General features: G+C 59.8%; 12 protein-coding genes. 7 read left to right on the forward strand and 5 right to left on the reverse strand.

Annotation, left to right across the window (positions count from 1 at the left end):
• Nucleotides 1-15 precede the first annotated feature (15 nt).
• A complete protein-coding gene (gene meaB, locus VN623_RS09460) occupies nucleotides 16-945 on the forward strand; it encodes a methylmalonyl Co-A mutase-associated GTPase MeaB (protein ID WP_325570448.1) in 930 nt (309 codons plus the stop codon).
• Between the two features lie 31 nt (nucleotides 946-976).
• On the opposite strand, the gene corA is transcribed toward meaB, so the two are convergent.
• Together corA and VN623_RS09470 are read right to left on the reverse strand one after the other, a co-directional pair.
• Nucleotides 977-1,984 (reverse strand): magnesium/cobalt transporter CorA, encoded by a 1,008-nt coding sequence (corA, locus tag VN623_RS09465; RefSeq protein WP_325570424.1) that lies wholly within the window; start codon nucleotides 1,982-1,984, stop codon nucleotides 977-979.
• A gap of 246 nt (nucleotides 1,985-2,230) precedes the next feature.
• A complete protein-coding gene (locus VN623_RS09470; protein WP_325570426.1) occupies nucleotides 2,231-3,631 on the reverse strand; it encodes an APC family permease in 1,401 nt (466 codons plus the stop codon).
• A gap of 338 nt (nucleotides 3,632-3,969) precedes the next feature.
• On the opposite strand from VN623_RS09470, the gene VN623_RS09475 reads away from it, so the two are divergent.
• Entirely contained in the window at nucleotides 3,970-4,218 is a 249-nt protein-coding gene (locus tag VN623_RS09475; RefSeq protein WP_325570428.1) for a CDGSH iron-sulfur domain-containing protein, read from the forward strand.
• A 12-nt stretch (nucleotides 4,219-4,230) separates the two neighbouring features.
• Here the strand turns inward: VN623_RS09475 and VN623_RS09480 are convergent, their stop codons facing one another.
• Nucleotides 4,231-4,434 (reverse strand): hypothetical protein, encoded by a 204-nt coding sequence (locus tag VN623_RS09480; protein ID WP_325570430.1) that lies wholly within the window; start codon nucleotides 4,432-4,434, stop codon nucleotides 4,231-4,233.
• Nucleotides 4,435-4,849: 415 nt separating this feature from the next.
• On the opposite strand from VN623_RS09480, the gene purB reads away from it, so the two are divergent.
• Complete coding sequence (purB, locus tag VN623_RS09485) at nucleotides 4,850-6,160, forward strand: adenylosuccinate lyase (RefSeq protein ID WP_325570431.1); 1,311 nt, start codon at nucleotides 4,850-4,852, stop codon at nucleotides 6,158-6,160.
• A gap of 57 nt (nucleotides 6,161-6,217) precedes the next feature.
• Here purB and VN623_RS09490 read toward each other — a convergent pair whose 3' ends face one another.
• Nucleotides 6,218-6,706 carry a ferritin-like domain-containing protein gene (locus VN623_RS09490; protein ID WP_325570433.1) on the reverse strand — a complete coding sequence of 163 codons (489 nt, stop codon included), beginning with the start codon at nucleotides 6,704-6,706 and terminating at the stop codon, nucleotides 6,218-6,220.
• A gap of 182 nt (nucleotides 6,707-6,888) precedes the next feature.
• Here VN623_RS09490 and VN623_RS09495 point away from each other — a divergent pair, with 182 nt between their 5' ends.
• The gene (locus VN623_RS09495) at nucleotides 6,889-7,473 is read left to right on the forward strand and encodes an alpha/beta hydrolase (protein WP_325570435.1); all 585 of its coding nucleotides are present in this window, start codon (nucleotides 6,889-6,891) and stop codon (nucleotides 7,471-7,473) included.
• Nucleotides 7,474-7,507: 34 nt separating this feature from the next.
• Here VN623_RS09495 and VN623_RS09500 read toward each other — a convergent pair whose 3' ends face one another.
• The gene (locus VN623_RS09500) at nucleotides 7,508-7,834 is read right to left on the reverse strand and encodes a DUF1476 domain-containing protein (protein WP_325570440.1); all 327 of its coding nucleotides are present in this window, start codon (nucleotides 7,832-7,834) and stop codon (nucleotides 7,508-7,510) included.
• 381 nt (nucleotides 7,835-8,215) lie between these two features.
• Between VN623_RS09500 and purC the strand changes: the two genes are divergently transcribed.
• The 3 genes from purC to VN623_RS09515 all read left to right on the forward strand — a co-directional run.
• Nucleotides 8,216-9,019: a phosphoribosylaminoimidazolesuccinocarboxamide synthase gene (gene purC, locus VN623_RS09505; protein WP_325570442.1), complete on the forward strand. Its 804-nt coding sequence runs from the start codon at nucleotides 8,216-8,218 to the stop codon at nucleotides 9,017-9,019.
• Between the two features lie 106 nt (nucleotides 9,020-9,125).
• Complete coding sequence (purS, locus tag VN623_RS09510; RefSeq protein ID WP_325570444.1) at nucleotides 9,126-9,365, forward strand: phosphoribosylformylglycinamidine synthase subunit PurS; 240 nt, start codon at nucleotides 9,126-9,128, stop codon at nucleotides 9,363-9,365.
• 217 nt (nucleotides 9,366-9,582) lie between these two features.
• On the forward strand, nucleotides 9,583-11,397 hold a 1,815-nt coding region (locus VN623_RS09515), incomplete at its 3' end, for a hypothetical protein (RefSeq protein ID WP_325570446.1).

Here is an 11,397-nt window from a genome sequence, read left to right on the forward strand (position 1 = left end):
TATGATCCCCGCCCCATGGCGCAGGACGGCAGCCTCGCCGATCGGCTCCTCGGCGGCGACAAGCGCGCCCTGGCGCGCGGCATCTCGCTCGTCGAGGACGACGACCCGGCGGGGTGGGAGCTCGTCCGCGCGGTCTATCCGCGGACAGGCCGCGCAGCGGTCGTCGGCTTCACCGGACCGCCGGGCGCCGGCAAGTCGACGCTGGTCAACGCCGCGATCACGCATCTGAGAAAGCATGGCCGCACCGTCGGCGTCATCGCGGTTGATCCTTCGAGCCCCATTTCAGGCGGCGCCATCCTCGGCGATCGCATCCGTATGACCGCGGCGCTCGATGACGACGGCGTCTTCGTCAGGTCGCTCGCCTCGCGCGGCTATCTCGGCGGCCTGTCGCCAGCTGCCGTGCGGATCATCGACGCTCTCGACGGGGCCGGTTTCGATATCGTGCTGCTCGAGACTGTCGGCACCGGCCAGAATGAAATCGATGTGGCGGAAGTCGCAGACATCCGCGTCGTGGTTTCAGCGCCCGGGCTCGGCGACGACATTCAGGCGATGAAGTCGGGGCTGCTCGAAATCGCCGATGTGATCGTCGTCAACAAGGGGGACCGGCCGGGCGTCGAGCAAACGATGCAGCAACTCATCGGGGCGTTGTCGATCCGAGCCACGGTTGCCGAGAAAGTTCCTGTGCTGAAAACGACGGCGCTCAACGGCGACGGCGTGCCGAAGCTCATCGAAACGCTCGACGAGATTGGCCGACGGGTCGTCGAACAGGGAACGTTGAGCCGCCGCCGACGGCGGGCGCGCTATCTGATTGCGCGGGCGGCTTCCGATATCGTCGCGCATCGCATCAGGGCCGGCAAAGAGGGCGGTCTCAATTCGCTGGCCGACGCGGTTCTCTCCGGAACGCTAACGTCGGGTGAAGCTGCGTTGCGTCTGCTCGAGGACTGACAAAGGGCTCGGGCGCCCCTCCGAGGCGGCTTTACAGCCAGTGGCGGCGCTTGAAATAAAAATAGGGCAGCACGGCCGAGGCCACCATCAAGCCGAGAGCCCAGGGATAGCCGAACACCCATTTGAGTTCAGGAATTTCCGAGAAGTTCATTCCGTAGATGGATGCAACGAGCGTCGGCGGCAGAAATACGACCGCGGCCACCGAGAAAATCTTGATGATCTGGTTCTGCTGTAGGTTGATCAGCCCGAGGGTTGCATCGAGTAAAAAATTGATCTTGCTCGACAGGAAGGTCGCCTGATCGGTGAGAGCGACGACGTCGCGATACAGAATTTTCGTCCGCATCTTGGCGTCTTTCGTCATCTTCTTATCCTGCTGCTCCACACTGGTGTGATAGGTCAGGACGCGATTGATGCTGACGAGACTTTCGCGCACCTTGGTCAAGAGATCGCCGTTCTGCCCGATCCTCTCGATCGAAGTTTGGAGATCATCGCTGGATGGTCCGGGCTTATCCTTTGCTCCCTTGCGAAAGACGAGACGCGAGACGGCGTCGATTTCGGTACCGACCCGCTCCAGTGCGTCGGCCATGCGGTCGAGAAGCGCTTCTATGAGGCCCATCATAATGTTCTCGCCGGTGGCAACGGGCACGGCGTTCGGCTTCTGCGCCCGCGCCACGAAATTGGCAAAGGCCTTGGGCTCGGCATACCGGACGGTCACGAGCGTGTTGCCCTTCAAGACGAACGTAATTGGCGTCGTGATCGGCTCGTCGCTTTCGAGGAGCGAGGCCGATGTGATCGTCATGAACTCTGCCCCGTCCTCCTGATAGAGGCGGGCCGAAACCTCGATTTCCTGCATTTCTTCTCGCGTCGGCAGGTCGATCGAAAGCAGCTGCTCGACGTAGCGGTTATCCTCCGGGGCCGGATTGTAGAGATCGAGCCACACGGCCGATGCCGGAGATGCAGCGGTCGTCGAAGGGTTTGCAGGACCTGCGTCCTGAACCATGACGAGATGAGAATTGTCTCGGGTGTAGCTGCGCAGCATGTGCCAGGCCCTATTTCGTTGATGGCCGCCCACGCAGCCATCCGAGGGCCTGAAGATCAGGTCATCGGGACGGATGCCGGCGGCATCGAAGTTCGACTTCGACTGTCGCAGTCCATTGAGTTCAGTCCTCGTAATTCTGGCCGCCGAAATGCTCCGGCGGTCAGATCGGCGGCGAGACTACGCCGGAGAATTTGCTTTTTCCATCCCCATCGGTCTGCGGCCGATGAGCTTTTTGCGTCAGGCGGATTATGCCATCGCAAGCTTGCTGCGCTTGACCGAATAGGCAAAGTAGATCACCAGCCCGACAGCAAGCCAGACGATGAATCTGAGATGCGTTTCAAACGGCAGAAACAGGATCAGCGCGCCGCACGACAGTACGCCGAGCACCGGTAGAATGATGCCGCCGGGCATCTTGAAGGGGCGGTGCATCTCGGGGTGTGATTTTCTAAGTGAAATCACCCCGGCGCAGACCAGGACGAACGCGGCCAGCGTGCCGATATTGACGAGTTCGGCCAGAATGCCGAGTGGCAGGAAGCCGGACATGATCGCCATGATGGCACCCGTGATGACCGTTGTGCGCACCGGTGTCTGCGTTCGGCCATTGACCACGGCAAAGTAGGGCGGCAGCAGACCGTCGCGTGACACGCTGGTTATGATCCGCGTCAACGCATAGTAAAGCACGAGCATCACGGTCGTCAGGCCCGCGATGACGCCGGTAGCAACCAGCGCCGACGCCCAAGTGAAGCCGATTTTCTGCAGCGCGAACGCAACGGGCGAAGATACGTTCAGCTCCGTATAATGCACGATGCCGGTCAGCACGCCCGAAACGACGACATAGATGATCGTGCAGAAGGCCAGCGCGGTCAGAATACCCTTGGCGACGTCGCGCTGCGGATCCCGGGCTTCTTCGACTGCCGTTGAAACCGCGTCGAAGCCGACGTAGGCGAAGAAAACGAGCGAAGCTCCGGCGAGAATTCCCACGGGTCTGCCGTCGGCAGTGTGCTCGAACCAGCCGAACGGAGCGAACGGGGTCCAGTTATCCGGATGGATGTTGAAAATGGCGACCGCCAGAAAAATGGTGATTGCCAGAAGCTTGACGCAGACCATGACGGCGTTGACGCGAGCGCTTTCCTTGACGCCGACGATCAGCATCACCATCAACAGCAGAACGATCGAAAAGGCCGGCAAATTGACGATGCCGCCCGAAAGCGGGCCTCTCGTCAACTCCAGCGGCAGCCCGAGGCCGATCGCTGTCAGCGCATTGTTGAAGTACCCTGACCAACCGTTTGCGACGGCTGCGACCGAAACACCGTATTCGAGGATCAGATCCCAAGCGATGATCCAGGCGATCAATTCGCCGAAGGCCGCATAGCTATAGCCGTACGCACTACCGCAGCCGCCGACGCTGGAGGCGAGTTCGGCGTAGGCGAGCGCCGCGAAGGCGCAGGCCGTGCCCGCGACCATGAAAGACAGTACGACGGCGGGGCCTGATTGAGTTGCGGCCGCAACGCCTGTCAATACGAAGATGCCCGTGCCGATGATGGCCCCGATCCCCAAAAGGGTCAGGTCGAGAGCGCTGAGACACCGTTTCAATCCGAAATCGGCGTCATCGTATGCGACGGGCTTCTTGCGAAAGAGATCGGACATATGTGTGCTCCCCTCGTCCCGGTTATCGTGGCCTGCGAGGGCCTGAGTTCTTCGCCGCCTCGAGCCGGCGCCTCGCGCCGCTAAGCACGAGTTCCCCCGCGGCATCTCGACAGGGCGAACATTCGCCCAGCCTCTGGGAGAAGTCCACAACTCCGCTGCCAAATACGGCCGCGACACCGATAACTTGTGTACGCTTGCGAATAAAAGGGGTCGCAGCGGGGCGATAGGCTCCCTACTTGCCCGATACAGGCAAACCCGATAGCGATTTTTCAGAATGTGGAAGCGGGCTTGGCCCGGGAGCGCCGTTGCAAATGGCGACGCTCAAGAGGAGATCATAAATGCCGGAGCCGGATGAAGCGGTCGTTGCCCAGACAGGACCGTATCAGGTCGAACTGACGGAAGGGCAGGAGTATTGGTACTGCCGCTGTGGGCGTTCAAAAAAGCAGCCGTTCTGCGACGGCTCGCATCAGGGAACCTCGATCACGCCGCTGAAGTTCACGGCCGACCGTTCGGGCACCTTTAATATCTGCGGCTGCAAAGCCACCGATGACGAGCCGTTCTGCGACGGCACTCACAACGTTATATGAGACTTGGAGAGGTCAGCGGCCCTGAGAGGCCAGCATGCACTCCGTCAACACTCGCCTTTCAAGTTTCGACAATTCGTCCGGAACATCTCGGCCCGAGCTACGAAGTTCGCTGATGCGTTGCTTGACCAGCACGTAGCATCTTCGAGGATCGTCTTCCGACTGCTCCATCTGCTGAACCAGGTCAGCGAGATCTCCGCTGCCCATCTGTTGCGACATGATTTCGTTTCTCCCGCTTTGGTCCTTGTAGACAACTGCTGCGATCGTCAGACCGAAACTATCGCTGTCGACTCGATGACCTCTTCAATCTAAGCACGCCGGTCCCTCAACAGAATGCGGTATTACGGCTCTCTAATCTCGATTTGTTGAAGTGTGACTTAACTGCCCTGAATAAACGTTCACAAACGGACAGACGCCGTCGGCGGCAAGGCGAATATTAGCGCCGCAGTTCGTGGCGAGAGACTGGCAACAATCGTCTTCGTACTTCACAAATTGTTGCAAAGCGTTAGCTGCGTGGCAACACACGTCGTGGCAGCAATCATTCAAAGCAAACGCTCGAAAATAGTACGCACTTTGATTGATGCACGCATAGGCCTCTGCTACGCCTCCCGCGTCGCATCAAGGATTTGACAGCATGATCCCCCGTTACTCTCGCGCCGAAATGACCAGTATTTGGGAACCTGAAACCCGCTTTCGCATCTGGTTCGAAATTGAAGCGCATGCGGCCACGGCGAGCGCCGAGATCGGCATCATTCCGAAGGCTGCAGCAAAAAAAATATGGGATAAAGGCTCGGCCGCAACGTTCGACATCGCTCGTATCGATGAGATCGAGGCGGTCACGAAGCACGACGTGATTGCTTTTTTGACGCACCTTGCCGAGCACGTCGGCCCTGAAGCCCGTTTTATCCATCAAGGCATGACGTCGTCGGACGTGCTCGACACGTGCCTCAACGTTCAGCTTGTCCGCGCCGCCGACCTGTTGATCGCCGACATCGACCGCCTTCTAGCGGCGCTCAAAATCCGCGCCTTCGAACACAAGAACACGCTGACGATCGGGCGCAGCCACGGCATTCATGCCGAGCCGACGACGTTCGGCATCAAGCTCGCCTACGCCTACGCGGAATTTCAGCGAAATCGCGAGCGCATGGTGGCGGCAAGAAAAGAAGTCGCGACGTGCGCCATCTCGGGCGCCGTCGGTACGTATGCAAATATCGATCCGCGCATCGAGGCCTACGTCGCCGAGAAGATGGGACTGGTTCCCGAGCCGGTCTCGACGCAGATTATCCCGCGCGACCGTCACGCCATGTATTTTGCGACGCTCGGTGTCATCGCGTCCGGCATGGAGCGCTTGGCGATCGAGATCCGGCACTTGCAGCGGACGGAGGTTCTTGAAGCCGAAGAATACTTCTCGCCCGGGCAGAAGGGCTCATCGGCGATGCCGCACAAGCGCAATCCGGTGCTTTCCGAAAATGTGACGGGTCTCGCGCGGATGGTGCGCGCCTACGCCCTTCCGGCGATGGAGAACGTCGCACTTTGGCACGAGCGCGACATCTCGCATTCAAGCGTCGAGCGGATGATCGGCCCGGATGCGACGGTGACCCTCGATTTTGCGCTGAACAGGCTTGCCGGCATCATCGAGAAGCTCGTCGTCTATCCGCAGAACATGCGAAGGAACCTCGATAAGCTCGCAGGTCTCCATAATTCGCAGCGCGTGCTTCTTGCTTTGACGCAGGCCGGGCTGAGCAGAGAAGACGCCTACGCGCTTGTCCAGCGCAACGCCATGAAAGCCTGGGAGCAAGGCAAGGACTTCCTCGCCGAACTCAAGGCCGACAAGGACGTCACCGCAAAGATACGCCCAGCCGATCTCGATGGAATGTTCGATCTCGCCTATCATACGAAGCACGTCGACACGATCTTCAACCGTGTCTTCGGCGGGTCAAAATAAGGAAAAACCAGCACGACTTGGTGCTGGTTTCCCTGAAGGCGAGTGCTGGGGGCGAGGTTACGCCGCTTCTTTATTGAGCCGGCTCTCGGCAAGCTTCGTCAGCTTGTCATCGGCGGCATATTCTTCTTTCAATGTTTTATCTAAAATCGCGGCGACGTCCTTGTGACCGAGAAGCGTCGCCCATGAGATCAGCGTGCCATAGCGCGTAATCTCGTAATGTTCGGCGGCCTGGCCGGCGCCGATCATCGCGGCGTCGCGCGTATCGGGGTCCTTGACCTCCTTCATCAACTCCTCGCCCTCTTCCAGGATGCCTTTGATCGCCGGGCACTCCGTAGCCTTGGCCTTGCGTTCGAGCATTTTGAACACCTGTTCGAGGCGCGTGACGTGCTCTTTCGTCTCTTCGAGGTGTCCCATGAATGCCTTTGCGAGAGCTGGCGAATCAGACGCTTTGGCCATCTTGGGAAGAGCCTTGACCAGCTTCGTTTCGGCGAAATAGACGTCTTCAAGCGTGTGATTGAAAAGATCTTCAAGGTTTTCAATTTTCATTTGGGCGTTCTCCTGGAGGGTGAGTCTTCTGCCTATCCAGCAACGCCAGCCAGGTCTCGCGGTTCCCAAGTCGACAAAGTGCACGTTGAATTCGAGCCGATACGCTGGGGTGGAACTTGGTTCCAATGCGTCGCGCCGTGGGTACTTTCCTCGGTCGCCACCGTCCGCTAAGCACGTCGCCGATGAAAACTTCCGAAATCGATATCCTCATCGTACCCGGCTGGCAGGATTCCGGTCCCGATCACTGGCAGAGCCGCTGGGAACGAAACTTACGAACCGCGCGCCGCGTGATCCAGGAAGACTGGGACAACCCGGACGTCGAGGCCTGGGGCGATCGCATGGCGAAATTCGCCAGCGGCGCAACGCAGCCGGTCGTCGCGGTGGCCCACTCCCTCGGCGTGCCCGCCGTCGTCTATGCGGCCGACAAACTGAAGCGGAGCGGCGTGATTGGAGCGTTTCTCGTCGCCCCCGCCGACGTCGACTACGCCCAGTTCTGGCCCGATACCGGAGGCAAGCGCTGGCCACCCGACAAGGGCCCGGGCGGATTCGAGACGATGCCGGATCGGCGCCTGCCGTTTCCGGCCCATCTCGTCGTTGCCAATAATGATCTCTATTGCAGCTACGCGCGCGCCCAGCATCTCGCCAGCAAGTGGGGCGCAGAGCTGAGCGACGCAGGCGAAAGCGGCCACATCAACATCGCCTCCGGCCGTGGGCCGTGGCCGGAGGGTCTTCTGGAGTTTGGGAAGTTTCTGAGGAAACTCGGCTGATACCCGGCGCGGCTCTCAGACGCCGCGCACCCGCTTATTCTTTCGCCGCCTCGATTTCGAGGACGGCTTTCGCGAGCGCTTCGCCCATTACGGTTCGGATCTCGTGATCATCGACCTTGATGCCTTTCGCCGTAAGGTCGGCGCGCACTTTGCGGATGACGTCGTCGTCGCCTTTCTCGGCGAGGTCGGCTCGACGAACGTCTTTGATGTAAGCCTCAAGTGCTTCGCCGGTGAGCCCGAGCTTGGCGCCAGCCCATTCTGCGACGGCCTTGTTACGGCGGCTCTCCGCCCTGAACTTGAGATCGGCGTCGAAGGCGAATTTTTTTTCGAATCCCTTCTCGCGCTCGTTGAACGTAGTCATGGCCCTTCACTCCCTTCGTTGTGCTTCCGGATACCTCGCAACCACGAGGTGTATCGGCATTTTATGCGCGCTGAGCGCGAGTTGCAGGTACCGCCTAGGCTGCGTTAACGGCAGCGGTACGTCATGGCTTTGAGGCAAATCAACCACTTGGCTTCGAAGCTCTACCACGCCGCGCTGCGGCTCATGGTCTACATTGTGCCGACCCCCTCGTTCGGCTAGAGTCTCGCCAAGGCTTTCGAGCGCGAAAGGCGCGCGACTCCTTTCCCGACATGCGAAAAACACGTTGGAAAATCAAGGCGTCAGCGTCTGACGAAGAACTCGTGAGAAAATCGGTCTATCGCAATGAGTGAGAACAATCTGTTGATCCTCAGAGGTCCGGGAATGAACAAGCGTCGGCGCATCTACGAGGGCAAGGCCAAGGTCCTCTACGAGGGTCCTGAGCCGGGCACTCTTATCCAGCATTTCAAAGACGACGCAACCGCGTTCAACGCCAAGAAACACGCGCTGATCGAAGGCAAAGGCGTACTGAACAATCGTATCTCCGAGTACGTTTTCGTGAAGCTCGGCGAAATCGGCGTGCCGACACACTTCATCAAGCGTCTCAACATGCGCGAGCAGTTGATCCGCGAAGTCGAGATCGTGCCGCTTGAAGTCGTCGTGCGCAACGTCGCCGCCGGCTCGCTGTCGACGCGCTTGGGCCTTGAGGAAGGCGCCCAACTTCCGCGTTCGATCATCGAATTCTATTACAAGAAGGACGAGCTGAACGATCCGATGGTTTCGGAGGAGCACATCACGGCCTTCGGCTGGGCAACGCCGCAGGAGATCGACGAGATCATGCAGATGGCGCTCAGGATCAACGATTTCCTCGTTGGGCTTTTCCTCGGCATCGGCATACGGCTCGTCGACTTCAAGGTCGAGTTCGGCCGTCTCTACGATAACGAGCAGGTGCGCATCGTGCTCGCCGACGAGATAAGCCCCGATTGTTGCCGCCTGTGGGACATCCAGTCGGGCGACAAGCTCGACAAGGACCGTTTCCGTCGTGATCTCGGCGGTGTGCTCGAGGCCTATCAGGAAGTGGCACGGCGTCTCGGCGTCTTGACCGAGACACCGCGTCCGCGCGGCTCGGGCCCGGTGCTCGTCGCATCGAATCCCGTTAATGGTCCGGCGAACGGCAAGCCGAACTGAATTGAGTGTTTAGGGACTAGGGATTTGGGATTGTGCTACGGCCCTTCCTGCACCTAGTCCCTAAAACCCAATCCCACTCAGCCAAGTCCCCACTCTCTAGGGTGCCATGAAAGCCCGCATCAAGATTACCCTCAAGAACGGCGTGCTCGATCCGCAGGGCAAGGCCATCGAAGGCGCCATCAAGGGCCTTGGAATATCCGGCGTCGGCGACGTTCGGCAGGGCAAGTACATCGAGGTCGATCTCAAAGAAAGCGATCCCGACAAGGCCCGCTCGATCGTCGAGCAAATGTGCAAGGACCTGCTCGCCAATACGGTCATCGAAAACTACAGCTACGAGATCGGCTGAGGGCCGGCGACCAGAGCGTTGCCGGGCGATTTCAAAAGATAGTTTTGTAGTTCCACCGCTAGCCTCCCATTAAGCAATCGAAGCTACCTTGCGACCGCATTGTCGTCAGGGGTATCGTTGCTTGGAACATCTCGCGGCCCTTTGGCAGGGCGTCGAAGCCCGCCGCAGCGCTTGGCGACCATCCTCTCGAGCCCTCGTCGCCTCATTCGCGGCAACAATGTTCCTTTCGGCGCTGCTCCTATTCTCGGTGCAGCCCATGTTCGCCAAGATGGCGCTCCCGGCACTCGGCGGAACACCGGCCGTGTGGGCCGTTTCGATGTGCTTCTTCCAGGCGGTGCTGCTCGCAGGCTACGTCTACGCCCACGCCCTGAACCGTTGGCTTGAGCCGCGCACCGCGGTTCTTACGCATGTCGTCGTTCTGACACTCGCCGCCTTGGCTCTGCCAATAGGGCTTCCCGCCACTATGGCAGAGCCGCCATCCGGAGACGCTTATCTTTGGCTGCTCGGCGTGCTGGCACTCGGCGTTGGCCTGCCGTTTTTCGCCATCTCGGCAAATGCGCCGTTGCTCCAGGCCTGGTTCTCAAAGACCGAGCACAAGAATGCGAGCGATCCCTATTTTCTCTATGGGGCGAGCAATCTCGGAAGCCTTCTAGCGCTTCTGGCTTATCCGATTGTGCTCGAACCGACGCTTGGGCTCACGTCGCAAGGGGCGCTTTGGAGCTTCGGCTTCTTCGCGTTGATCGCCTCCATCGCGATGTGCGGCGGCGCGGTTCTATTCAGCGGGACTGCAACTTCGCCGAAGGCGAGCGACACAAGTCTCAACGCCGCTGCCATTCGCGAACCAATTTCATGGCAAAGGCGCGCCGGATGGATCGCGCTGGCGGCCATTCCTTCGGGACTTATGGTTGCCGTCACGACGTACGTCACCACCGACGTCGGCTCGGCGCCATTCATCTGGGTCGTTCCGCTGGTCCTCTACCTCACGACCTTCATCATGGTCTTCAAGGACAAGCTTTCGTTCCCCTACGCCCTCGCCGTCGCGGTTTTGCCGCTCACCATTCTCGCTCACATCCTATTGATGTCACGTATCGAAGCGGTGGCGTTCGCCCTCCTGGCCTACGTCCTCGCGGCGCTGATGTGCCACCGCGAACTGTACCTTCGCCGACCCGGCAGCGAGAGCTTGACGGATTTCTACATTTGCATGTCCGCCGGTGGTGTGATCGGCGGCATCTTCTCGGCGCTGATCGCCCCGCAGATCTTCAGCTCGGTGCTCGAATTCAAGCTGCTACTGGTGATTTCGTTATTGGCCCGCCCCGGTGTTCTCGACGGACTGACGAACCGAAAACAAACCGTGCGCATCGCGTTGTTCGCCGCCGGTCTGATGTTGGCATTCCTGCTCTATAAAACGCTCGTCGAGTTGAACGCTCTTGCGGCAGGCGGCCCCGCGCTCGCTGTCCTGATTGGCCTCGTAATACTCGGAGTTTATCTGACGCGATCATGGCCGGAGCATCGCGTGATCATCATTTTGACGATGGTCATCGGTGTCGGCGTCGTGCCGACAGACTCGCGTACGCTGTATCAGCAGCGCTCGTTCTTCGGCACGATCCGCGTGATCACGACCGAAGACGGCCAATATCATGCGATGCTGCATGGCACGACGGTGCACGGCGCCGAACGGGTCAAGACGGCCGACGGCCAGCCAGTGACGGCAGCGGTTCCGGCGACCTACTACCATCCCGACGGACCGATGGCGCGTGGCGTTGCGCTGGCGAGGCAGATTGCTCATCAACGCGGCATGGAATTGACGACAGGCATCGTCGGTCTCGGATCGGGATCGTTGGCTTGCTATGCGAAGCCGGGCGAAACGTGGCGCTACTTCGAGCTCGATCCGATGATCGTTAACGTGGCGCGCCGGCCAGATCTCCTCACGTTCCTCACGCGCTGTCTGCCGAACAACGACGTGGTGATCGGGGATGCTCGCCTGACGCTTCAAAAAGAGCCGGATGCAAAATTCAACTACCTCGTGATCGAC

The sequence above is a fragment of the Hyphomicrobium sp. genome (assembly GCF_035572195.1).
GTDB lineage: Bacteria > Pseudomonadota > Alphaproteobacteria > Rhizobiales > Hyphomicrobiaceae > Hyphomicrobium_B.